Source organism: Jiangella asiatica, assembly GCF_004349065.1.
Taxonomy (GTDB): Bacteria; Actinomycetota; Actinomycetes; order Jiangellales; family Jiangellaceae; genus Jiangella; species Jiangella asiatica.
Genome location: NZ_SMKZ01000011.1, coordinates 122,644 through 147,327, shown reverse-complemented (window position 1 = coordinate 147,327; position 24,684 = coordinate 122,644). Strand labels below are relative to the sequence as shown.

The 24,684-nt window shown below is 70.2% G+C and carries 17 protein-coding genes; 15 read left to right on the top strand and 2 right to left on the bottom strand.

The genetic code is table 11. From position 1 onward, the window contains the following. The first annotated feature begins 486 nt into the window (after positions 1 to 486). From E1269_RS10225 to E1269_RS10215, 3 genes are read left to right on the top strand one after another with little or no spacing between them, the layout of a single operon-like run. Positions 487 to 1,518 (top strand): LacI family DNA-binding transcriptional regulator, encoded by a 1,032-nt coding sequence (locus tag E1269_RS10225; RefSeq protein ID WP_131894005.1) that lies wholly within the window; start codon positions 487 to 489, stop codon positions 1,516 to 1,518. 51 nt (positions 1,519 to 1,569) lie between these two features. Then, positions 1,570 to 2,886, top strand: a complete 1,317-nt coding sequence (locus E1269_RS10220) for a sulfatase family protein (RefSeq protein ID WP_162606329.1) — start codon at positions 1,570 to 1,572, stop codon at positions 2,884 to 2,886. A gap of 16 nt (positions 2,887 to 2,902) precedes the next feature. Beyond that, positions 2,903 to 4,693: a sulfatase gene (locus tag E1269_RS10215; protein ID WP_131894001.1), complete on the top strand. Its 1,791-nt coding sequence runs from the start codon at positions 2,903 to 2,905 to the stop codon at positions 4,691 to 4,693. Between the two features lie 2 nt (positions 4,694 to 4,695). Here the strand turns inward: E1269_RS10215 and E1269_RS10210 are convergent, their stop codons facing one another. Next, the gene (locus E1269_RS10210) at positions 4,696 to 5,580 is read right to left on the bottom strand and encodes a LysR family transcriptional regulator (RefSeq protein WP_131893999.1); all 885 of its coding nucleotides are present in this window, start codon (positions 5,578 to 5,580) and stop codon (positions 4,696 to 4,698) included. A 71-nt stretch (positions 5,581 to 5,651) separates the two neighbouring features. Between E1269_RS10210 and E1269_RS10205 the strand changes: the two genes are divergently transcribed. From E1269_RS10205 to E1269_RS10185, 5 genes are read left to right on the top strand one after another with little or no spacing between them, the layout of a single operon-like run. Then, positions 5,652 to 7,073, top strand: a complete 1,422-nt coding sequence (locus E1269_RS10205) for a sulfatase-like hydrolase/transferase (protein WP_131893998.1) — start codon at positions 5,652 to 5,654, stop codon at positions 7,071 to 7,073. Further along, on the top strand, positions 7,073 to 8,572 hold the full coding sequence (locus tag E1269_RS10200) for a sulfatase family protein (RefSeq protein WP_131893996.1): 1,500 nt from the start codon (positions 7,073 to 7,075) through the stop codon (positions 8,570 to 8,572). Before E1269_RS10205 ends, E1269_RS10200 begins: the two co-directional genes overlap by 1 nt. Then, positions 8,569 to 9,852, top strand: a complete 1,284-nt coding sequence (locus E1269_RS10195; RefSeq protein WP_131893994.1) for an ABC transporter substrate-binding protein — start codon at positions 8,569 to 8,571, stop codon at positions 9,850 to 9,852. The genes E1269_RS10200 and E1269_RS10195 overlap by 4 nt, the downstream gene beginning before the upstream one ends. Further along, positions 9,849 to 10,793, top strand: coding sequence for a carbohydrate ABC transporter permease (locus E1269_RS10190; protein WP_131893992.1), 945 nt, complete (start codon positions 9,849 to 9,851; stop codon positions 10,791 to 10,793). The genes E1269_RS10195 and E1269_RS10190 overlap by 4 nt, the downstream gene beginning before the upstream one ends. After that, positions 10,783 to 11,631, top strand: a complete 849-nt coding sequence (locus tag E1269_RS10185) for a carbohydrate ABC transporter permease (protein WP_131893990.1) — start codon at positions 10,783 to 10,785, stop codon at positions 11,629 to 11,631. The genes E1269_RS10190 and E1269_RS10185 overlap by 11 nt, the downstream gene beginning before the upstream one ends. 5 nt (positions 11,632 to 11,636) lie before the next feature. Here the strand turns inward: E1269_RS10185 and E1269_RS10180 are convergent, their stop codons facing one another. Further along, a complete protein-coding gene (locus E1269_RS10180; protein ID WP_131893988.1) occupies positions 11,637 to 12,716 on the bottom strand; it encodes a LacI family DNA-binding transcriptional regulator in 1,080 nt (359 codons plus the stop codon). Between the two features lie 321 nt (positions 12,717 to 13,037). Between E1269_RS10180 and E1269_RS10175 the strand changes: the two genes are divergently transcribed. The 7 genes from E1269_RS10175 to E1269_RS10145 are packed head-to-tail and all read left to right on the top strand — an operon-like array spanning position 13,038 to position 24,337. Further along, positions 13,038 to 15,020, top strand: coding sequence for an ABC transporter substrate-binding protein (locus tag E1269_RS10175; RefSeq protein ID WP_131893986.1), 1,983 nt, complete (start codon positions 13,038 to 13,040; stop codon positions 15,018 to 15,020). 5 nt (positions 15,021 to 15,025) lie between these two features. Beyond that, positions 15,026 to 16,021 carry an ABC transporter permease gene (locus E1269_RS10170; RefSeq protein ID WP_131893984.1) on the top strand — a complete coding sequence of 332 codons (996 nt, stop codon included), beginning with the start codon at positions 15,026 to 15,028 and terminating at the stop codon, positions 16,019 to 16,021. A gap of 10 nt (positions 16,022 to 16,031) precedes the next feature. Further along, on the top strand, positions 16,032 to 17,192 hold the full coding sequence (locus E1269_RS10165; RefSeq protein WP_203433307.1) for an ABC transporter permease: 1,161 nt from the start codon (positions 16,032 to 16,034) through the stop codon (positions 17,190 to 17,192). Between the two features lie 28 nt (positions 17,193 to 17,220). After that, positions 17,221 to 19,371 (top strand): ABC transporter ATP-binding protein, encoded by a 2,151-nt coding sequence (locus tag E1269_RS10160; RefSeq protein ID WP_203433305.1) that lies wholly within the window; start codon positions 17,221 to 17,223, stop codon positions 19,369 to 19,371. A 60-nt stretch (positions 19,372 to 19,431) separates the two neighbouring features. Next, on the top strand, positions 19,432 to 21,111 hold the full coding sequence (locus E1269_RS10155; protein WP_131893982.1) for an alkaline phosphatase D family protein: 1,680 nt from the start codon (positions 19,432 to 19,434) through the stop codon (positions 21,109 to 21,111). Further along, positions 21,108 to 22,949: a DUF2264 domain-containing protein gene (locus E1269_RS10150; RefSeq protein WP_203433303.1), complete on the top strand. Its 1,842-nt coding sequence runs from the start codon at positions 21,108 to 21,110 to the stop codon at positions 22,947 to 22,949. The genes E1269_RS10155 and E1269_RS10150 overlap by 4 nt, the downstream gene beginning before the upstream one ends. After that, the gene (locus tag E1269_RS10145) at positions 22,946 to 24,337 is read left to right on the top strand and encodes a sulfatase-like hydrolase/transferase (protein WP_131893980.1); all 1,392 of its coding nucleotides are present in this window, start codon (positions 22,946 to 22,948) and stop codon (positions 24,335 to 24,337) included. Before E1269_RS10150 ends, E1269_RS10145 begins: the two co-directional genes overlap by 4 nt. Positions 24,338 to 24,684 lie beyond the last annotated feature (347 nt).

Below are 24,684 nucleotides of genomic sequence, written 5' to 3'. Positions count from 1 at the left end.
GGCAGGTCGTCGGGAAGCTCCCAGGGTTCGTAACTGACCCACACACCGGTCCGCGGGTCACGACCGACCAGCAAACCAGCGGACAAACCAGCAGCCAGACCCTCTTTCTCGAACATGTGAACCACCCCACCCCGACCCACCGACAACGTCCGACCCAGACGTCGCTCGACGGGGTGTCGGGCGATCGAGTCTGCCGGGTTGCGACCCGGTCGGGAGCGACCCGACCCAGCGCCATCAGCGTCGGCGATCCCGATCGTCTGCTTTCACGTCCAGGTGCACCGGTTCGGCCGGTGTGGCGCGTTCGTAGTGCACGACGCGCGGATCACCGGTCCGGTGAGTGGGCCCTGGCGACAACGGCCGTCATCAACAACTGACCGTCAATGGTCGCGCGGCATGCGTTATCGTTAACGCACCGCCGAGACCTGGCCGCTGCTGCCACGACCACTGCGGCGCACGGCTGTCGACGCTACCCACGCTGGAGTTCGAGTGGCTGGACGAGGAAGCGCGAGCGCACCCGACGCCGCGGTGACGATCCGCGACGTGGCGCGGGCGGCCGGGGTCAGCGCGATGTCGGTGTCGCGGGTGGTCAACGGCAAGCCCGGCGTCGGCCCCGAGACGGCGGCGCGCATCGAGAACGCCATCCAGGCGCTCGGGTTCCGGCCCAACCGGATGGCGACCAGCCTGCGGCAGAAGCGCGGGCTGTCGCTGCTGGGCATGGTGGTTCCGGACCCGTACACGCCGATGTTCACCGAGATCGCGGTGGCCGCCGACGCCGCACTGCGCGAGCACGGGCTGATCGTCGTCACGGCGAGCTCCGGCCGGGACCCGGTGCGCGAACGGGCCCTGGTCGGCTCGTTCATCGACCGGGGCCTGGACGGGCTGCTGCTGGTCTCCGAGGACGACGACCACCGGTACCTGGCGCCTGAGCTGCAGCGTGGCCGCCCGGTCGTCTTCGTCGGCGGTCCGCCGGTGGGAGTGGAGGCGCCGGCCATACTCGTCGACAACCGCGGCGGTGCTCGGACGGCGGTCGAGCACCTGCTCGGGCGCGGGCACCGCCGCATCGCGATCATCGCGAGCACGACGGGCTTCCCGGCGGCGGAACGGCTCGCCGGCTACCGGCAGACCCTCGCCGCGCACGGCGTGCCCGTGGACCCGGCCCTGGTCATGCGGGTGCCGCACGGGAGGGTGGACGGTGCGCGGGCCACGGCACGGCTGGTGGACCGGGCCGACCCGCCGACGGCCATCTTCTGCACGAACTACCTGCTCACGGCCGGCGCCTTGCCAGCACTTCGGGAACGCGGCAGCGGCTGTGCCTTCGTGGCCTTCGACGACTTCGAGGCGGCCACGCTGGCGGAGCCGCCGGTCACGGTCGTGACCCAGGACCCCCCGTCGATGGGGCGGCTCGCCGCCGAGCTCGTCGTGGCGGCGATCGACGGAACCGGCGGCGGGCCCGAGCGGGTGACGGTGCCGGCCCGGCTGATCCCGCGCGGCTCGGGTGAGCTTCCGCCGCCGGCTTGAGATACGTTAACGTTAACGCTGATGATGTGTGGTGCGGTACGAAGGAGTCTCGTGTCTGTGTCCGAACGCCCGAACGTGGTCCTGATCCACGGCCACGATGTCGGCCGGTTCCTGTCGTGTCACGGCAGGACCGCGGTGCCGAGCCCCAACCTGGACGCCTTCGCTGGCGGTGCGGTCGTCTTCGACAACGCGTTCTCGACCGCGCCGCTGTGCACCCCGGCCCGGTCGTCGCTCTTCACCGGCAGGTCGCCGCACGTCAACGGCCTCATGGGGCTGGCGCACGACGGGTGGCGCTACCGGCACAGCGTGCGGACCATGCCTGAGGTGCTGTCGGAGCACGGGTACCACACCGCCCTCGTCGGCCTTCAGCACGAGCACCCCGACCCCACTGTCGTCGGCTTCGACGAGGTGCGCGGCATGGGCTTCCTACCGCGCGCGTTGCCGGTGGCCGAGGAGGCGGCGGCGTGGCTTCGGCGGCGACGGGACGACGACGCGCAGTTCCTGCTCACCGTCGGGATGTGGGAGGCGCACCGGCCGTGGCGCGCGGAGGACTACGAGTTCGCCGATCCCGCGACGGTCGAGGTGCCCGCGTTCCTCCCCGACAACGAGCACACGCGGGAGGATCTGGCCGGCTTCTACGGCGCCATCCGGCAGTTCGACCAGGCCGTCGGGCACGTGCTGCGTGCCGTCGACGAGTTCTGCGACCCGGCGAGCACGATGGTGATCGTCACGACCGACCACGGCGCGGCCTTCCCCCGGGCCAAGGGAACCCTGTACGACCCGGGCGTCGAGGTGGCGCTGGTCGTCCGGCCGCCGTCGTCGTGGCGTGCCGGGCCCGCACGCGTCACCAGCATGGTCAGCCACCTCGACATCCTGCCCACGCTCGTGGAGGCCGCCGGGGGAGAGGCGCGGCCGGAGTGGGAGGGTCGCAGCCTGGTCGGCGACCTGCGTGGAGAGGCCGGTCCGGCGGAGCGGGAGCTTTACCTCGAGAAGACCTACCACGACGGGTACGACCCGATCCGGGCCGTGCGAACCCAGCGGTACAAGCTGATCCGCAACTTCGCCGACGGTCCGCGTCTCACGCTCGCCAAGGACTTGGAGGAGAGCCCGACGCGGCGGGGCATGGGCGACGCGCACCTGGCGTCGCGGCCGGCCCTGGAGCTCTACGACCTGCTGACAGATCCGGCCGAGCTGACCGACCTCGCCGACGACCCCGGGCACCAGGAGGTGGTCGCGGGCCTGCGCGGCCGGCTCGAGCGATGGATGACGGCGACGGCGGACCCACTGCTCGACGGAAGCATCGGCCGGCCCGCGGCGTCGTCGCGGCTGGTCGACGCACAGCCGGACCTGGCCGGGCAGACAGGCTGACGGACTGAGGCCCCGGATGCGTGCCGTGATGGTGATGTTCGACAGCTTGAACCGCAGGCACCTGCCGCCGTACGACCCGACATCGGGGACCATCGCGCCGAACTTCGAGCGGCTGGCAGCGCGGTCGGTGACCTTCGACAACAGCTACGCCGGCAGCATGCCGTGCATGCCCGCCCGCCGCGAGCTCCACACCGGCCGGTACAACTTCCTGCACCGCGGCTGGGGCCCGCTGGAGCCGTTCGACGACTCGGTGCCGGAGATGCTCGGGCGCGCCGGGGTCACGACCCACCTCTCGACCGACCACCTGCACTACTGGGAGGACGGCGGTGCCACCTATCACCCCCGTTACGGCACGTTCTCGCTGATCCGCGGGCAGCAGGGCGACCCGTGGAAGGGCTGGGCAGCCGACCCGCCCGTCCCGGACGACCTGCGCATCCGGCGCAGCGGCACCTGGCGGCAGGACCAGATCAACCGGCGCTACCTCAGCGGCCTCGCCGACCACCCGCAGACCCTGACGTTCGATGCCGGCCTGGAGTTCATCGCCGACAACCGCGACGAGCAGGACTGGTTCGTGCAGCTGGAGACGTTCGACCCGCACGAGCCGTTCTTCAGCGACCCCTCCTTCGAGGCCCGCTATCCCGGCGACGACGGGGGACCGGACTACGACTGGCCCGACTACATGCAGGTGGTCGAGGACGAGGCCGTGCGCGAGCGCGTGCGCAGGCACTACGCGGCCCTGGTGACCATGTGCGACGCGTCGCTGGGGCGGGTGCTGGACGCCATGGACGAGTTCGGGCTGTGGCAGGACACCATGCTCATCGTCTACACGGACCACGGCTTTCTCCTGGGCGAGCACGGCTGGTGGGGCAAGAGCGTCCCGCCGTGGTACGACGAGACGATCCACACGCCGCTGTTCATCTGGGATCCGCGTTTTCGTGTCGCCGGCGAGCGCCGGGACGCCCTCGTCCAGACGATCGACCTCGGTCCCACGCTGCTGGAGTTCTTCGGGGTGGAGCGGACGCCGGACATGCAGGGCGCGCCGTTGGCGGGAGTCATCGAGGCGGGGACGCCGGTCCGCGAGTTCGGCCTGTTCGGTGCGTTCGGCGGGCACGTCTCGGTCACCGACGGCCGGTACGTCTACATGCGTGCCTGTGCCGCGGCGGACAACGCTCCGCTGTACGAACACACCCTCATGCCGACGCACATGCGGGGCCGGTTCAGCGCCGCGGAGCTGCGCGACGCGCGGTTGCATCCGGGCTTCTCCTTCACCAAGCAGATGCCGGTGCTGCGGACCGCCGGGCATGCGGGCACGAATCCGTTCGTGTTCGGCAGCCAGCTCTTCGACCTGTGGGACGACCCCGAGCAGGCGTATCCCGTGATCGACACCGACGTGGAGCTGCGGATGGCCGGCGCCCTGGTGGAGCTGATGCGCGCCGCCGACGCCCCGGAAAGTCAGTTCGTCCGCCTCGGCCTGCCTGTGGCGGGACCGGTCGGCCGCGAGCATCTGCTCTGCGAAGCACAGCACGACCAGGTGCTGGCCTCGTCGCGGCCGGCACCGCCCGTCGACGAGTTCCCGTGGTCCCGCCTCAGCGTCCGGACGCCGGTCGGCGTGCTCCTGGATGACGCGCAGGCGGCCGCCATCCTGCGTCGCCGCAGCCCGTCCCTGGCGGTCGGGCCGTTCGGGGAGATCTGCTCGGAGATGTCGCTCTACCGGGCCGCGGCTCTAATGATCGGCGTGCTGCCCTGGGCGACGCTCGCGGAGATCGCCACCGAGTTGGCCGCCCTGGACGACGAGGAGGCGCCGTGACGTCAGCCGACCACGTCTTTCGCCACCGACAGGAAGTTCTCCACCAGCGCGGAGCGGTTCCAGCGGCGATAGGCGAACCACAAGCCGGCACGCAGGTCCGCCGGGTCGAGCGGGATGGCGACCGTGCCGGACCGCGCGATCGACGCCATCGACGCCGCCTGGATCGAGATCCCGATGCCGGCGGCCACCAGCGCCAGCTGGGCTTCGAGGGTGTCGCCGAGGGCCTCGATGCGTGGCTCGAACCCCTGCGCCCGGCAGCCGTCGATCAGCAGGTCGTAGAACGACGAACCGAGGTGACGGTGCCAGAAGACGTAACTCTCGTCGAATAGTTCACCCAGCGAGATCGTGGTCCGCGCGGCCAGTCGATGGTCGTCCGGAAGATACACGACGAACGACTCGTCCAGGATCTTCGTCGTTTCCAGCGACCGAATGTTGGCGACCCGGCGCACAACCGCCGCATCCAATTCTCCAGACAGAATTCCGCGCTCCTGAGTGGCACTGTCGCGCGAGTGAATCAGTTCGATCACGCTGCGCGGCGATACCTGCCGGAATTTCCGCAGAATTCCAGGTAGCGGGCCATTGAGGCCGGCGCCGAGAGAGCCGATCACCATCCGGCCGGTGCGTCCAGCCAGGTGGTCGTCGACGATCACCCGGGTGCGGTCGACGGCCGCGAGTGTTTGCCGGGCGGCCTCGAGCACCTGCTCACCGACCTCGGTCAGGCTGATCTCGCGGCTCGTGCGGGTGACCAGCCGCACGCCGAGCTCGGTCTCGAACTTGTGCAGTTGCTGGCTCAACGCCGATTGTGAAATGCCCAGTCGCTGCGCCGCGCGGCTGAAATGCAATTCATCGGCCAAAACACTGATGATCTCCAGCTGACGTAGCTGCATAAGAAGAGCTTATCGAAGTATCAGGCGCCTGCTGTTGAGCCGCCGGCTGGCGACTGTGTTGAATCAGGCGCATGAGCCCCGTCCGCGCGGAAGCCCGTCCGAACATCGTCGTGATCGTTGCCGACGACATGGGCTTCGGCGATTTCGGATTCGTCAACGGCGGCATCAGCTCCACCCCCGCGTTGGACGACCTGGCGGCGACGTCGCTCGTCCTCGAACAGCACTACTCGGCCTCGCCGGTCTGCGCTCCCGCCCGCGCCGCGCTGCTGACCGGCAGGTATCCGCAGCGCACCGGCGTCATCGACACCCTGGAGGCGCGCGGGACCGATCGGCTGCGGCTCGACGAGGTCACGATCGCCGACGTGCTGCGGCACCACGGCTACCGCACCGGCATCGTCGGCAAGTGGCACACCGGAGCCGTGGGCGAGGCGTACGCGCCGACCCGCCGGGGGTTCGACGAGTTCGCCGGGTTCCGCGGCGGCTGGCAGGACTACTGGGACTGGCACCTGGAACACGACGGGACACCGATGGAGGCCGACGGGCGGTACCTCACCGACGTGCTGACGGAGGAGGCCGCGGGCTTCATTCGCCGCCACGCCGGCCGGCCGTTCTTCCTGCACGTGGCGTTCAACGCACCGCACTTCCCGTTCCAGGCGCCCGCCGATCTCGTCGAGAAGCACCGCGCCGCCGGGCGGACCGAGGTGGTGGCCACGATCTACGCGATGCTCGAGGCCATGGACCGCGGTGTCGGCCAGATCGTGCGCGCGCTCGCCGACGCCGGGCTCACCGAACGGACGATAGTCGTCTTCACCAGCGACAACGGCCCCGATCACGCCGGTGAGGGCGATCGCTGCGCGGCCCGCTTCAATGCCGGGCTGGCGGGCTCGAAGCAACACGTCTATGACGGCGGGATCCGGGTGCCGGCCATCGTGCACTGGCCGGGCACGGTCGCGCCGGGCCGCAGCGACGCCTTCGTCCACCTGACCGACTGGTTTCCGACGCTGCTGCGGATCGCCGGCGCGGGCAGCGGCGGCGCCTCCGGTTCGTCCTCGCTACCGCTGGACGGCCGCGACGTCTCGCCGCTGCTGCTGGGCCAGGCCGTCGAAGACACGCCCCGGTTCTGGCAGTGGACCCGGTACCGGCCGCGGCCGGACTCGAACGCGGCCATGCGCGACGGACGGTGGAAGCTGGTCCGCCCGGCGGTGCCCGCGACCCTGGACCTGCGGGATCGCGACCAGGCGATCGACGTGGACATCAAACGCCGCCGCGGGAGCTACGTGGACGTGGACGACACCGACCCGCCACCACCCGAGGCGATCGACGCACCGCCGGCCCGGCTGTTCGACCTGGCGGCTGACCCGGGCGAGCAGAGGGACGTCGCCACGGACCACCCCGGCGTGGTCGCGAGGATGCAGGCGGAGCTCGACCGCTGGTTCGACGAGATGGAGCGCGACCGGCTGACGCCCGAGGACCGGACGGGAGGTCGGCTCTGATGCCGCGCAGCCACACCAATGTGGTCCTGGTGCTCGCCGACGACCTCGGTTGGGGCGACCTCGGCTGCTACGGCGCCACCCGGATCCGGACGCCGGCGGTTGACCGGCTGGCCGCCGAGGGCGTCAGCTTCCACGACGCCCACGCCGCGTCCGCCGTGTGCACCCCGAGCCGGTACGCCCTGATGACGGGCCGGTACAGCTGGCGCAGCCCGCTCAAGAGCGGCGTCCTGATGGGTCACGGACCGGCGCTGATCGAGCCCGGCCGGCCGACCCTCGGGTCGGTGTTCCAGGAACACGGCTACCGCACGGCGGCCATCGGCAAGTGGCACCTCGGCCTGGGGTGGAGGCACCGGGACGACTCGACGTGGGACGCGTTCGCGGGCGATCCGCTGGAGTACGAGCTGGGCGACCCCCTGGCCCGGCACCGCGACAAGGACCTGGACTTCGGCGCCGACATCGACTACGCCCGGCCGTTCACCGGCGGGCCGGTCGACCTCGGCTTCGACTACTTCTTCGGGATCGCCGGTTCGCTCAACATGCCGCCGTACGCCCTCCTTCGGCAGGACCGGACGCTCGGCCTGCCACAGCAGGAGAAGCGCCGGTTCCTGCCGGGCCAGCGGCCCGGCCTCGAGACCCGGGACTGGGACGAACGCGAGGTCGACCTGCGGTTCACCGCCGAGGCGGTCCGGTTCATCGAGCACAGCGCCGGCGAGCCGTTCCTCCTGTACTTCGCGCCCTCGGCCCCGCACCGTCCGCAGGTGCCGCCGGACTTCCTCCGCGGCAGCTCGGAGGCAGGGGTGCGCGGCGACTCCGTCGTCTTCGTCGACTGGATGGTCGGGCAGGTGACCGAAGCCCTCGAACGGGCCGGGGTGCTCGACGACACGCTCGTCATCTTCACCAGCGACAACGGCGCCCCGACGATCTTCGCCGACGAGGTGGACCTCGACGTGCATCGGCCCAACGGCCCATGGCGGGGACAGAAGGGCGACCTCTGGGACGGCGGGCACCGCGAGCCCTTGGTCATGCGGCTCCCCGGCGTCCTGCCGGCCGGAGCGACCAGTGCCACCCCCATTGGCCTGATCGACCTGATGCCGAGCCTGGCCGGGCTCCTGGACCTGCCGCTGCCGCCCGGCGCGGCACCCGACGGCACCGACCGGTCGGCACAGCTCCGCGGGGCGCCGGGCAGCCCCGGCGACGTCCTCGTACACCACAGCATGGGCGGCGCCTTCGCCGTCACCCGCGGCCGCTGGAAGGCCATCTTCTCCACCGGGTCCGGCGGCGGGCTGTCCGGCCCCGGTGGCGAGCCGGTCGGCCCGGACGACCCGGCCGGCCAGCTGTTCGACCTCGACGCCGACCCCGGGGAGCAGCACAACGCCTGGCTCGACCACCCGGACGTCGTCCACGACCTGTACCGCCGACTGATCGATCTCGCCGGGCACGACCTCGATCCACACCACGGTGAGTCGCCGACCCACCCCGACCAGAGGAGATTCGCATGACACGACGCAGACGTCGTGCCGCTGTGCTCCTGACCACGCTGGTGGCCGCCGCACCGGCCGCCAGCTGCTCGTCGACCGGGCCGAACGCGTCGCCCGGAGACCTGACCGAGCTGAACCTGTCCGCCGTCGAGGCGCCCTGGCTCGGCGCGTACCAGGACATCATCGCCGAGTACGAAGCCGAGACCGGAATCGAGGTGAACCTCACCTCGTTCCCGTTCGACGGCCTCATGACCCAGCAGGCCAATGCCGCCCAGATCGGCTCGAACGCCTTCGACCTGTTCCTGATCAACGAGCAGTGGGTCGGACTGTTCTACGACAACCAGTGGGTCCAGCCGCTGACCGACGTCGACCCGGACTTCTCGTGGGACCCGGACCTCATCGAGTTCGACGGCGTCGGCCGCTGGGACACGGGGACCCGGACCACCGCGCTGGACGGCGACCCGTACGCGCTGCCGATCAACGGCAACATCCACGAGTTCATGTACCGGGCCGACGTCTACCAGCAGCTCGGCCTGCGGGTGCCGACCGACTGGGACGAGGTCGTCGCGAACGCGGAGCGTGCCGTCGCCGACGGGGCGGTGGACGAGGGCTACGTCGCGCGCGGCAAGACACCCACCTACGACTTCAGCGCGGTGCTGTTCTCCTACGGCGGCTCGTGGTTCACCGACGAGGCCGGCGGCGACTGGACCCCCGCCATCGACACCGACGAGTTCCGCGCCGCGCTCGAGCAGTTCAAGGCGCTCGCCGACGTAGGCCCACCGGCGCCGCAGACCATCGCGCAGGCCGAGGCGATCTCGCTGATGCAGGGCGGGACGGTGCTTCAGTCGGCGCTGGTCACGGCCAACGCCGCGCCGCTGGAGGACCCGAACGCCTCACACGTCGCCGGGCGGATCGGCTATGCGGTGCTGCCCGGCCGGACCCCGGTCAGTGGCACCTGGGTGCTCGGGGTGCCGACCGGGCTGCCCGAGGAGCGCACCCAGCTCGCCTACGACTTTCTGACCTGGCTCACGAGCAAGGACACCATGCAGGCGTGGGCGGACAACGGGGGAGTGACGACCCGCAGCGACGTCGTCAGTGACCGGCCCGACCTGCGCGTGATCATCGAGTCTGCCGACGACGTCCGCGGCGGACTGCGCTACCCGTTCACCCCGGCGATGCTGGACATCACCGATCCGGTGATCAGCCAGTACCTGGCCGGCAGCATGAGCCTCGACGACGCCGTGCACGAGATGCAGGACGCGCTCACCGAGGTCGTCACGGATGCGGGGTTCCTCGAATGACCACACGCCTGGACACCGCGCCCCGGACGGCGCCGGCTGTCACGACCTCTACGGCCCGCAGGCCGTTCCCGTGGTTCAAGTACCTGAGCGTCGCACCGCTCGCGGCTGTCTTCGCCGGACTCGTCGCCTACCCAGTCGGCCTGCTGGTCTGGATGGCGTTCGGTCGGGTCCGGCTGGTCGCCGGGGAGTTCCAGTGGGAGTCCGTCGGCCTGGACAACTTCATCCGGATGCTCGACGACGAGACGTTCGTGGTGTCGCTGCGCAACTCCGCCGTCTTCATCACCGCGACGGTCCTGCTGACCCTGGTCCTCGGCATCGTGCTCGCGCTCGCCACCGACCGCGTGGTCACGGCGCAGCGGTTCGCGCAGAACCTCATCATCTGGCCGGCCATCGTCGCGCCGGTCGTCATCAGCGTCGTCTGGCTGTTGATCCTCAGCCCGCAGATCGGCCTGCTCAACCGTGTCCTGGTCTCGCTCGGAGCCGATCCCCAGGCCTGGCTCGGCGACAACATCGGGGCGATGGCCAGCATCATCGTCGTCGACGTGTGGCACTGGACCCCGATCGTGTTCCTCTTCGTCTACACGGCGCTGCGCGGGATCGACACCTCGGTGCTCGAGGCGGCCAGCGTCGACGGCGCGAGCTACCTGCGCCAGGTGCGCCACATCATCCTGCCGTTGCTGACGCCGGCCATCGCCGGTGCGGCGGCGATCCGGCTGATCATGGGCGTGAAGGCCTTCGACGAGATGTACCTGCTCACCTTCGGCGGGCCGGGCACGGCGACGACGGTCATCACCATCTATCTGCGGTCGGTGTTCTTCGACTCGTTCGAGTACGGCTACGGCGCCGCACTCAGCATCACGGTGGTGGCGCTCGTGCTCGCCGTCCTGTTGCTGTCGTTCGCCGTCCGCTCCCTGATCCGGAGGACTTCCCGTGGCTTCTAGGCATCCGAGTCGAGGACACGCACCGGGCCGCTGGATCGCGGGAGCGATCCTGGCCGGGGCCGGCGTCGTCACGGTCGTCCCACTGATCTGGATGGCGATCATCGCCCTCCAGCGACCTCGGGCGATCGTGTCGCCGGACTGGGAGTTCGAGTTCTCGTGGGACAACTTCGCCGAGATCTTCGCCCCCGACGCCGTCTTCGGCACCCAGGTGGTCAACAGCCTGGTGCTCGTCGTGGCGGCGACCGCGCTGACGCTGGTCGTCAGCAGCTTCGCCAGCTACAGCCTGAGCCAGCTGCGGTGGTCGCGGCGCACGGTGCTCGCGATCCTCACCGTCGCCGGGCTGCTGCAGGTGATCCCGCCCATGACGCTGGTGCCCGGACTCTATGTGACGCTACTCAACTACGAGCTGGTCGGGACCCTGGGCGGGCTCATCCTGCTGAACACGGTGTTCAACCTGCCCTTCGCCGTCATCATGACGAAGTTCTACTTCGACACCATCCCGGGGGAGCTGCGCGAGTCGGCGTCGATCGATGGGGCCGGCGAACTGCGGGTGTTCCGGGCCGTCATGCTCCCGCTGGCCGCTCCGGGCATCGCCGCCGTCGCCATCTTCACCGCGATTCAGGTCTGGAACGAGTTCCTCTTCGGCCTCGTCTTCACCGCGGGCGGCACCGAGGCGCCGATCACCGTCGGGATCGCCGCGCTGATCCAGCCCCAGGAGATCAAGTTCGGTGCGATGGCCGCGGTCGGCGTGGTCACCGCCGTCCCGATCATCCTGATGGCGATCGTGGCCAACCGGCAGATCGTGGCGGGTCTGACCCGTGGGGCCGTCAAGGGCTGACGCCGTCAGCGCTTTCGTGCGCCGACGTTGGGCCGCACCGAGTCCCGCACGATGAGCTGGGTGGCGAGCTTCCGGTGGACGAGGCCGGACTCCTCGCCGCGAGCGTCGGCCTGGTGCAGCGCCAGGCGCACCGCGGCGCGGCCCAGCTCCTCGTGCGGGATGTGCACGGTGGTCAGCCCGAGGTCGGAGGCCACTGCGAGGTCGTCGTAGCCGACCATCGAGACGTCGTCGGGGACGCGCAGGCCGTGTTCGCGTAGTGCCTGGATGGCGCCGGCGGCCGCGGGGTCGTCGCCGGCGAAGATCGCGGTGAAGTCGACCGGCCCGGACTCCAGGCGTGCCTTCATCATCTGGTAGCCGGGCAGCCGGCCGAACTCGCCCGCGACGATCAGCGACTCGTCGGCCTCGACGCCGAAGTCGGCCAGCGCGCGCAGGTGACCGGCCAGGCGGCCTTCCGCCGTGGTCTGGCCCGGCTGCTTGCCGAGATAGAGGATGCGCTCGTGTCCCTGGGTCAGGAGGTGGCTGGTCGCCGCGTACGCGCCGCCCTCGTTGTCGAACTCGACGACCACGGCCGGGACGTCGCGGGCCAGCGGCGGCCGTCCGATGAGCGCGAGGCGTGAGCCGGCGGCATCCAGCGCCTGGGCGAACTGCCGCATCCTCGCGTGGTAGGCCTCGTCCGCGACGACCGTGCCGACCAGGACGACCGCCCGGGCGCCCTGCTCACGCATGAGCTGGATGTACGCGAGCTCGCGTTCGGGGTCGCCGCCGGTGGAGCAGACCAGGCAGAGGTGTTTGTCGTCGGTGGCCTGCTCCTCGACGCCTTGGGCGATGTACGCCTGGAACTCGATGGCCACCGATCCGACGAGGATCGCCACCGTCTTCGACCCGCCGCCGGCCAGCGCACGCGCGTGGGCGTTGGCGACGTAGTCGAGCTCTTCGACGGCGCGGAGGACCTTCTCCTTCGTCTTGGCCGCCGTCGGATAACCCCCGCCCAGAACGCGGGAGACCGTCGACATGGAGACGCCGGCGCGGGCGGCGACATCACGGAGCGTCGCGCGGCCGGGCGCCGCTGTCACGTTCTCAGTCATCGGTACACCGCTCCCTCATCGTTCCGCACCTCATCCAAGCATCTCGGTCAACCGTGGCTTGTGTCCGCGTGTCCGACGCGACAGAAAGCGCTTGCGCAAGGCCGTCATGGTAGCTGCTGACGTCATTGCCAGGCAACCTGTCCTCCGAACCCAGTATGTGCCTATGAAAGTGCTTGTAACCTGCGGAGACCGCCTGCGATCTCGGTGACGACCCACGGCGTCGTTTCACAGTGTGCAACCAGCAAAGATGTGTCGTTGACACGTTGTGGCAAGCGCTATAGCTTTGTGCGTCATTCCCAGGGACCTCAGCGAGGAGGCGCCATGACCGATCGCCCATGGACGACCAGACGGATCTCACGCCGTGACCTTCTCGTCGCCGGTGGCGCCTCCGCCGGCCTCGTGGCGCTGCCGGCGTGCTCGTGGCTCGACACCGACCCGGCGGGTGACTCCGGCCCGACCGACGCTGCGGGTACGGACCTCATGGAGGCGCCAGAACTGGCCGCCAGGGTCGAGGCCGGCGAGCTCCCGCCGCTCAGTGAACGGCTCCCGGGCAACCCCGCCGTGGTGGAACCGGTCGATCGGGTCGGCGTCTACGGCGGCACCTGGTCCAGCGCGCTGCTGGGCCCCGAGGACGAGGCCTGGCTGCAGCGCACGGTCGGTTACGACCCGCTGCTGCGCTGGAACCCGGAGTGGACCGAGGCCGTCCCCAACATCGCCGAGTCCGTCGAGCAGTCGCCGGACGGTCACGAGTTCGTCATCACGCTCCGGGCGGGGATGAAGTGGTCCGACGGCACCCCGTTCACTGCCGACGACATCGTCTTCGCGTTCGAGGACTTCCTGATGAATAAGGAGATCTCGCCCGCGGCGCCGACCTTCCTGACCAACGGCGGACAGGTGGCCGCGCTCACGCGGGTCGACGACCAGACGGTGCGCTTCACCTTCGCCGAGCCGAACGGGCTGTTCATCGAGAATCTCGCCCTCCTCAACACCGGCGACGCCCTGACCACCTATCCCAGGCACTACCTCCAGCAGTTCCATCCGGCCTACACCCAGGGCGTGGACGCGGCGGCGGCCGCGGCGGGCTTCGGCTCGTGGACCGAGCTCATGCTGGCGCGGGCCGAGACCTACCAGAACGCCGAGAAGCCGACGCTGAACGCCTGGATGCTCACGAGCGCGCTGGGCGACGCCACCACGGTGACCGCGGAGCGCAACCCGTACTACTGGAAGACGGATCCGGACGGCCGGCAGCTGCCGTACATCGACCGCGTGTCGTTCGAGGTGATCTCGGATGCGGAGGTCATCCTGCTGAAGGCCACGAACGGCGAATTCTCCTTCCACACCCGCCACGTCACCAGCCTCGCCAACAAGCCGGTCCTCGCCGACGGCAGGGAGCAGGGCGGCTACACGTTCACGACGCTGCGCAGCAGCCTCATGAACGAGATGGTGATCTTCCTCAACCTCACGCACCAGGACCCCGTGAAGCGGGCCATCTTCGGCACCAAGGACTTCCGGATCGGGCTGTCGCACGCCATCGACCGGGCGGAGCTCAACACCGCGACGTTCCAGGAGGAGGGCGAGCCGTGGCAGGCCGCGCCGTCGCCGGATTCGAAGTTCTTCGACGAAGGGCTGGCCACCCAGTACCTCGAGTACGACCTCGACCTCGCCAACGAGGCCCTCGACCGGGCCGGCCTCACCGAGCGCGACGGCGCCGGCTTCCGGCTGGGCCCGGACGGCCGACCGTTCTCCATCGAGGTCGAGGTCTCCGACCCGGGCGTGGTGCCGTACTGGCTTGACGCGATGAACCTCGTCGTCGGGTACTGGAGCGAGGTCGGCATCAACGCGCGCACCCGGCCGGAGGACCGCTCACTGTTCAAGGAGCGGACCGAGGCCAACCAGCACGACGCCGGCGTGTGGGTCGGCCCGGGCGGCCTTGGTGACGAGACCCGGCGCCCGTTCTTCTACCTGCCGACCATGCGCTTCGAGCAGGCGTTCGCCCCGCTGTGGGCCCAGTGGTACCAGTCCGGAGGAACGCAGGGTGAGGAGCCGCCCGCCGCGACCAAGGAGCAGTGCGAGCTCTTCTGGCAGTTCGCCCAGACCCCGGACGCCGACGAACGCGACGAGCTGTTCCGCCAGATCCTCCAGATCGCGCACGAGCAGTTCTACGTCATCGGCACGCTGCGGGTCCCGACCGGCTACGGCATCGTCCGCGACGACTTCCACAACGTGCCCGCGGAGATGCCCGAGTCGTTCGACTTCGCCACGCCGGGCGGGTCGAGCCCGAGCCAGTACTTCATCGAGGCCTGACGGACGTGCTGACCTTCGTCGTCCGGCGGGTCGCCTTGATGATCCCGACCCTGGTGATGATCTCGATCGTGACGTTCGTCATCATCCAGCTGCCCCCCGGTGACTTCCTGACCACCTACGTCACGAACCTCAGCGCGCAGGGGGAACAGGTCGACCCTGCCGAGGTCGCGGCCCTGCGCGCGCGGTACGGGCTGGACGAGCCGCTGCCCACCCAGTACCTCACGTGGATCTGGGGGATCATCTCCGACGGCGACTTCGGCCGCTCCTTCGAATGGAACCGGCCCGTCTCGGGGATGATCGCCGATCGGCTGCCGCTGACCATCGTGTTCATGGCCGCGACGGTGGTCTTCACCTGGATCATCGCGTTTCCCATCGGCCTGTACTCCGCCATCCGGCAGTACTCGATCACCGACTACGTCGCCACCACCATCGGCTTCCTCGGGCTGGCCATCCCGAACTTCCTGCTCGCCCTCGCGCTGATGTGGGTGGGTCTGAACGTGTTCGGGCAGAGCTCGGTCGGCGGGCTGTTCTCACCGGAGTACCAGGACGCCGCCTGGAACCTGGGAAAGGTGCTGGACCTGATGGGCCACCTGTGGGTGCCGATGGTCGTCCTCGGCACCGCCGGTACCGCCGGCCTCATCCGGATCCTCCGCGCCAACCTGCTGGACGAGCTGCGCAAGCCGTACGTGGTGGCGGCGCGGGCCCGCGGCATGCCAGAACCCCGGCTGCTGCTCAGGTACCCGATGCGGGTGGCATTGAACCCGTTCGTCTCGACGATCGGGTGGGTGCTGCCGGTCCTGATCGGCGGCGAGGTCATCGTCTCGTCAGTGCTGTCGCTGGAGACCACCGGGCCGCTGCTGCTGTCGTCGCTGCGCAGCCAGGACATGTACCTGGCCGGCTCGATCATCCTGCTGGTCAGCGTCATGACCGTGGTCGGCACGCTGATCTCCGACCTGCTGCTGGCCTGGCTCGATCCCCGGATCCGGCACCGCCTGGCCTGAGAGGACAACCGTGAGCCGACCTTCTGACGTGGACCAGGTGCCGCCCTCCGCCAGCGAACCCCGCGGCGGCGAGCCCGACGCCGAGCTCGCCGTCGCATCCCAGCGCACCCTCGTGTGGCGGGCGCTGCGCCGGCACAAACTGGCGATGGCCGGGCTGGTCGTCACCTGCCTGCTCTACCTGGTGGCGATCTTCGCCGACTTCCTGGCGCCCTACGACCCCAATGACATCAACGCCGACTACGCCTTCGCGCCGCCGCAGCAGCTGCACATCGTCGACACCTCGGGGGACGAGTGGGACTGGGGCCTGTACGTCAACGGCTACGAGCAGACCCGTGACCCGGAGACCCTGGCGCTGACCTTCCGCGAGGACCCGAGCGTGAAGGTGCCGGTCGAGTTCCTCGCGCGCGGTCCGGAGTACGAGCTCTTCGGCCTGATCAGCACCAACATCCACCTCATCGGTCCGGCCGACCCGGACGGTCCGCCGATGTACCTGCTCGGTGCCAGCAGGACCGGCCACGACCAGCTGTCGCGGATCCTCCACGGCGCTCGCATCTCCATGTCGATCGGCCTGGTCGGGCTGGCCATGGCCTTCACCCTCGGCGTCGTCCTCGGCGGCGTCTCCGGCTACTTCGGCGGCAAGGCCGACGCCGTCATCCAGCGGCTTGTCGAGTTCTTCATGTCGGTCCCGGCCATCCCGTTGTGGCTGGGGCTGGCGGCCGCCCTGCCGCGCGACTGGGGTCCGCTCCAGCGCTACCTGGCTATCACCGTGATCCTGTCGATCATCAACTGGACCGACCTGGCCCGGGTGGTCCGGGGCCGGTTCCTGGCGTTGCGCGGCGAGGACTTCGTGACCGCCGCCTACCTCGACGGCATCCGTCAGCGACGCATCATCGGGCGCCACATGCTGCCGTCGTTCGCCAGTCATCTGATCGCGGCCATGACGCTGTCCATTCCCGCGATGATCCTCGCCGAGACGTCCCTGTCGTTCCTGGGCCTGGGGCTGCGTCCGCCGACCATCAGCTGGGGGGTCCTGCTCAGCGACGTCGACGTGCGCGCGCTGGAGACCGCGCCGTGGCTGCTCCTGCCCGGGGTCGCCGTCGTCGTCGCCGTCCTGGCCATCAACTTCCTCGGCGACGGCCTTCGCGACGCCGCCGACCCCTATCAGTCATGACCGCCCGCCGCGGCACCGAGGAGCGACCGTGAGCAGATCCGATGTCCTGCTGGACGTGCAGGGACTGAAGACCCACTTCACGACCGACGACGGCGTCGTGCGCGCGGTCGACGGCATGGACCTCAGCATCTCCCGGGGCCGCACGACCTGCCTCGTCGGCGAGTCGGGGTGTGGAAAGTCGATCACCGCCCGGTCGATCCTGCAGCTCATCGACCCGCCCGGCCGGATCGCCGCCGGGCGGATCTGGTGGCACGGGGGAGAGGAGACGGCCGAACCGACCGACCTCGCGGCGCTGGACCCTCGCGGGGCGCGGATGCGCGCGATGCGCGGAGCCGACATCTCGATGATCTTCCAGGAGCCGATGGCCGCTTTCTCACCCATGTACACCGTGGGCGATCACCTCGTCGAGGCCATCCAGCTGCACCTCCCGCTGTCGCGCAAGGACGCCACCGAGAAGGCGGTCCATCTCCTCGGCCGGGTCGGGATCCCCCGGCCGGACCAGCGGATGCACGCCTACCCGTTCCAGCTCTCCGGCGGGATGTGCCAGCGGGTCATGATCGCGATGGCGCTGGCCTGCGAGCCGTCGCTGCTCATCGCCGACGAGCCGACCACCGCCCTGGACGTCACGACACAGGCCCGCATCCTCGATCTGCTCACCGAGCTGCAGGACGACACCGGCATGGCGATGCTGTTCATCACCCACGACCTCGGCGTGGTCGCGGAGATCGCCGACGACGTCTCGGTCATGTACCTCGGCACGGTGGTCGAGGAGGGCTCCGTCACCGACGTGTTCGACTCACCGCGCCATCCCTACACCCAGGCTCTGATCGCGTCGGTACCCCGGATGGGCAGCCGGGGCGACCGTGCGCGTCGGCTGGCCGCCATCGAGGGGATCGTCCCGCATCCGCTGCAGCGGCCGGCGGGGTGCCCGTTCCACACCCGTTGTCACGCACTGATCGGGGACGTCTGCCACGAGCGGCTGCCGGACCTGCACAGCGTCGACGGCGGGCAGCTGGCGCGGTGTCACCTGTACGACGAGTCCGTCGTCGACCCCGGTGCGGGGCGCGCCCAGCTGCCGCTGCTTCCCGCGGCCCCGGTCGTCACGGGTGACCGGCCGCAACCCGCCCCGGAGGACGATCGTGCGCCCGTGCTCGAGGTGCGGGACCTGACCATGCACTATCCGGTGAAACGCGGGCTGCTCAATCGCACGGTGGGACACGTGCGAGCCGTCGACGGAGTGAGCCTCGCCATCCAGCCGGGGGAGACCCTGGGCCTGGTCGGCGAGTCCGGATGCGGCAAGACCACTCTCGGGCGGGCGATCGTGCGGGCCATCGCGCCGACCTCGGGACAGATCACCTACCGCGGTGACAACGGCGCCGTCGACCTCGCCGGGCTGCCGGACTCCGAGCTGCGCGGCTACCGCGGCCAGATCCGCATGATCTTCCAGGACCCGTTCAGCTCGCTGAACCCGCGCATGACGCTCCTCCAGCTCCTCGCCGAGCCGTTCCGCAACCCCGCACTGCGCCGCGACCGGATCGACTCGGAGATGGAACAGCGGGTGGCGGACATGCTGGCCCGCGTCGGGCTGCGCCCGGAGTACATGCGCCGCTACCCGCACGCGTTCTCCGGCGGCCAGCGGCAACGGGTGAACATCGCGCGGGCGCTGATCACGACGCCGCGCCTGGTCGTCGCCGACGAGGCGGTGTCCGCCCTCGACGTCTCCGTCCGCGCGCAGATCCTCAACCTGCTGGCCGACCTGCGCGACGAGTACCACCTGACGTACCTGTTCATCAGCCACGACCTGTCCGTCGTGGAGCACCTGTGCGACCGCGTCGCCGTGATGTACCTCGGCAAGATCGTGGAGACCACCACGACGGCGCAGCTGTTCGACACGCCGCGTCATCCGTACACCGAGGCGCTGCTCTCGGCGGTGCCGGTCGCGGACCCGCATCGACGGGCCAACCGCCGCGGGACCCGGCTCTCCGACGACCTGCCGGACCCGTCCGCGGCACCGCCCGGCTGCTCGTTCCACACCCGGTGCCCGTACGTCCGAGCGGATCGATGCGGCACCGAGGTCCCGCTCCTGCGCGGCGTCGGGACGGACCACGCCGTCGCCTGCCATCACGCCGAGGCCCTGACCCTGCGCGGAACGACGAGCACGATCTCGACGCCGAACTGAGCCGGCGACACCCGCGCCCGGCGTCCTGCGCCGGGCGACCCGACAGAGGAGGAAGCGCACATGGCCGAACGCATCACCCGTCGTCATCTGCTGGGCGCGGCGGGCGCCACCGGTGCCTGGCTGGCCTGGGCGGCCGCCGGGAACTCCGCCCACGCCGAATGGGCGTCGCCGAGCTTCCCCGGCGATCCGTTCACCCTGGGCGTGGCGTCCGGTGAGCCGCGCTCCGACGGCGTCGTCCTCTGGACCAAGCTGGCACCGGACCCGCTCGCACCCGACGGCCTCGGCGGCATGCCCAGCCGGGTCGTGCCGGTCCGCTGGCAGGTGGCGACCGACACCGCGTTCCGGCAGGTCGTGGCCACCGGGATCGAGCGGGCCACCCCGGAGCTGGGGCACTCGGTCCACGCCGAGGTGACGGGGCTCGACCCGGCCCGTGAGTACTACTACCGTTTCCGCGCCGGACCCGAGGTCAGCCCGGTGGGCCGGACCCGGACGGCTCCCCGGGAGCACTCCGACTACGACGCACTCACGTTCGCCCTGGCCTGTTGCCAGAACTACGCCGCCGGCCACTACACGGCGTACGAGCACCTGGCGGCACAGGACGTCGACCTGGTCGTCTTCGTCGGCGACTACATCTACGAGGGCCCGGGCCAGGGCTCCATCGGCCGTGCTCATCTGCCGCCCCGGGAGATCGTCTCGCTGGCGGACTACCGGGTCCGGCACGGGCAGTACCGCTCGGACCCCAGCCTGCAGGCCGCGCACGCCCGGGCGCCGTGGCTCGTCGTGTTCGACGACCACGAGGTCGACAACAACTGGGCCGACGAGACGCCGAGCGGCGACCAGCCGGTCGAGGAGTTCCTGCGCCGGCGGGCGGCGGCATTCCAGGCGTACTACGAGTTCATGCCGCTGCGCAGGTTCTCCGAGCCCGACGGTATCGACATCCAGCTCTACCGCCGGGTCGACTGGGGCCGCCTGGCCAGCTTCCACATCCTCGACACCCGCCAGTACCGGGACCCGTACGCCTGTGGCGCCGAGTTCTCCACCTGTCCCGAGGCGTTCGACCCGAACCGCTCCATCCTCGGGTTCGAGCAGGAGGACTGGCTGGTCGACGGGTTGCGTCGGTCGCGCGCCCGCTGGGACTTCATCACCCAGCAGGGCGCGTTCGTCCGGCGGCTGATCGACCGGAGCGGTGAGCTCATGCTGAAGATGGACGCCTGGGACGGCTATGTCGGATCGCAGCAGCGGGTGACGCGAGGCTGGGTGGACGCCGGCGTCCGCAACCCGGTCGTGCTGTCCGGTGACGTCCACGCCCACTGGGCTTGTGACCTGAAGCTCGACTACGACTCACCCGACGCACCGGTCGTCGGCTCGGAGCTCATCACCACCTCGATCACGTCCGGCGGCACAGGTGAGGACTGGGTTCCCGGCGTCCACCCCGCCTTCGAGTTCAACCCGCACCTGCGCTTCTACACCAACCTGCGCGGCTACCTCCTGAACACCGTCACCCGCGACGGGTTGCAGGCCGACTACCACTGCGTCCGCGACGTGCTCGCACCGGGCGCCGAGGTGTTCCGGCGGGCGTCGTTCGTGATCGAGGACGGTGTGCGCGGGCTGCGCCAGACCTATGACGGCCCGTCGCCAACGGCGAGCACGACCGCGCCGCGCTTCACCGACGAGGAGCGGAGAAGGGCCATCGACGCGCTGATCGCGTGGGAGTCCGACGACGAGCAGGTGGGTGTGTGACGTCTGAGTCGCTGGTGAGGACACCACTCAACGAGAACCCGTTCGACTCCAGAGCCGATCTTCAGCGGGCGGTCCATGACCTGTGGGTGCCGGTGGCCCGCCGGCTCAGCCCTGGCGGTGCGAGAGCGCGGCTGGGGTACACCGCGGCTCAGTTCTCGAACGTGGCGGCCGAACTGGAGGGCTTCGCCCGGCCGCTCTGGGGACTCGCGCCGCTGGCCGCCGGCGGCGGCGAGGTGGATTGGGCGCCGATCCGTGCCGGGCTGGCCTCCGGTACCGATCCAGGCCATCCCGAGTTCTGGCGGCCGCCCGCCGACCGCGACCAGCGCCTGGTGGAGATGGCCGCGATCGGCTTCGCGCTGGCGCTCGTGCCGGACCAGCTCTGGGCTCCGTTGCCGGCGCCGGTCAAGGACAACGTCGCGCGATGGCTCTCGTCGATCAACCGCGTGGACGTCGTCGACAACAACTGGCTGTTCTTCCGGGTCATCGTCAACCTCGGCCTGGAGAGGGTCGGCGCGGCGGAGTACGACGAGGGAGCGGAGTCCGCCGCGCTCGACCGGCTCGAGACGTTCTACCTGTACGACGGCTGGTACCAGGACGGGCCGACGGGCAGGTGCGACTACTACGTTCCTTGGGCGATGCATTTCTACGGCCTGGTGTACGCCGAACAGGCCGGCCATCGCGATCCGGGACGTGCGCTGAGGTTCAGGCAGCGGGCGGCCGAGTTCGCGCACGAGCACCTGCACTGGTTCGCCGACGACGGCGCCGCCGTGCCGTACGGCCGCAGCCTGGCCTACCGATTCGCCCAGCTGGGGTTCTGGGGCGCCCTCGCCTACGGGGGAGTCGAGGAGCTGCCGTGGGGGGTGGTCAAGGGCGTGCTGCTGCGCGGCATGCGCTGGTGGGCGCGGCGCCCGATCACCGACAACGGCGACGTGCTGACGATCGGGTACGGCTATCCGAACCTGATGATGGCCGACGGGTACAACTCGCCGGGCTCCCCGTACTGGGCGATGAAGGCGTTCCTGCCGCTCGCCTTGCCGGAGAGCCACCCGTTCTGGCAGGCCGACGAGGCGCCGATGCCGGACCTGGACGACGTGGCGAGCCAGCCCGCTCCCGGCATGGTCCACTGCCGCGACCGGTCGGGGGGCCACGTCTTCACGCTGGCGGCCGGCCAGCCAGGGTCGAGGTTCCGGCACGGCGGCGAGAAGTACGCCAAGTTCGCCTACTCGACTGCCTTCGGCTTCAGCGTGCCGGCGAGCGAGCGTGGCCTGGAGCACCGGGCCGCGGACTCGATGCTCGCCCTCAGCGACGACGACCTCCACTGGCGGGTCCGCGTCGATCCGGACGAGACGCGGGTCCACGACGATGTCGTGTGGGCGCGGTGGCGGCCGTGGTCCGACGTCGACGTCGACACCTGGCTGGTGCCGTGGCTCCCGTGGCACGTGCGGGTCCACCGGCTGAGAACCGCCCGAACGCTGTGGAGCGCCGAGGGCGGATGGGCCGTCGGCCGCGACGACGACGAGCCGGCCGAGCTGCTGAGCGGCCCCGACGCGGCCGTCGCGTCGTGCGCGACCGGAGTCAGCGGGCTGCGGGACCTGCTGTCGGCCAGGGACGGCGAGGTCGTCCTGACCGGCCCCAACACCAATCTCCTCCACCCACGCGCCGCGCTGCCGACGCTGCGCGGGAGCCACGGACCGGGCGAGCACTGGCTGGTGTGCGCGGTGCTCGGCTCGGCGAACCCCGGGAGCTGGGAGGCGTCCTGGACCCGGTCGCCGACGCTTGACGCGATCCGCCAGGCGCTGGCGGCCGAGGTCGTCCTCCCACAGGCGGTCACGGCATGACGACACCGCGCCGGCCCAACGTCCTGTTCCTGATGAGCGACGAGCACCGCTTCGATGTGGCCGGCTTCGCCGGTGACGAGCTGGTCCGGACGCCGGTGCTGGACGATCTCGCCCGCGACTCGGTTGTGTTCGACAACGCCTACACCCCGGCGCCGATCTGCATTCCCGGTCGCCAGGCCATGATGGCCGGGCAGTTCCCGCGTCACTGCGGTGTCGAGCGGTTCGGGGAGGACCTGGCGCCGGGACACCTCACCTTCGCGCGGCAGCTCGCGCGGTTCGGCTACCGCACGGTCGCCGCCGGCAAGCTCCATCACCTGGGGGCCGACCAGGCCCAGGGGTGGACACATCTGATCGGGATGGAGAGCGGTGTCTCGCCGCCGCACATCGCCGGCCTCGACGAGCAGTCGTATTGCGGCCTGCCGACGCCGGCCACGCACAAGTGGTCCCAGCTCACCGAGGTCAAGCGGGCCGGCATCGGGCGGTCGCCGTACGTGGCCCGCGACGAGTACACCGTGGCCGGCGCCCTGCAGTACATCCACGAGCACTTCGTCGACACCTACTACGACCGAGCGATTCCCGAGGTTCCCCTCCTGCTCAAGGTGAGCCTGCACCAGCCGCACTATCCGTACCTCACGCCACATCAGGACCTCTTCGAGTACTACCTGAACCGGGTGCCGCTGTACGAGGAGCAGCAGCTGTTCGACCACCCGGTGCTCGGCGGGGACCGGCACGTGGTCCGCTCCGGGGTCGAGGTCTCGCGGCGAGAGCAGCGGCGCGCGGTGGCGGCCTACTACGCGATGGTGGAGACGGCCGACCGGCTGTTCGGCCGGGTACTCGACGCGCTGAGGCACGCCGGCCAGGACCTCGACGACTGGGTCATCGTCTTCACCAGCGACCACGGCGAGATGCTCGGCCAGCACGGCGTGTGGGAGAAGCAACGCTTCTTCGAGGGCAGCGTCCGCGTCCCGCTGCTGATCCGCTGGCCGCGGCGGTTCGCCGCGCGGACCGTCACGGACAACGTCAACCTCTGCGACCTGTTCGCCACCCTCTGCGAGCTCACCGGCGTGCCGACTCCCGACGGCCTGGACAGCAGGAGCCTGGTCCCGCTCATGACGGGCGACTCGGCACAGTGGGACGACGAGTCGGTCTCGCAGTTCGACGGCTCCCGGCTCATGATCAAGCGGGGTGCGCTCAAGTACCAGTTCTACGGCGACGAAGGTCCCGAGGTCCTGTTCGACCTCGACATCGACCCCGCGGAGCTGCGCAACCTCGCCACGGATTCGGACTACGCCGCGACGATGACCTCGTTCCGGCGCCGTCGTGACGAACTGGGCTTCGCGGCCGAGTCTCCTGGCATCGCCGCCCCAGCCGCCCGGGACCCGAAATGATCACGTTCAGCACGAAATCCCGTGTCGCACCATGCTTGTGGGCCTGGTGATGCACACGAAGTCCTCGTGGTGGCCAAACGTGCCGACGGCGTGACACGAATCCTCGCCGCGATCGTGGGTACGAAACGGCCGATCCGGTTTTGACTGGAGACGGGAGGCCTCGGGTCTCCATGGGTCCGCGTGTGCTGGTCGAGCCGCGAGGTAAGAGCGGGAGACTGGGTTTCAGACGGCCCCGGCCGCCGGGGGGTTGCGTCAAGCAGAACGCGGCTGGTCCCGCCCGCCACCAGCACGCGGACCACAGGCTCGAACTGTCGCAACCTGTCCGGGTTGACGATGACGAATAGCCG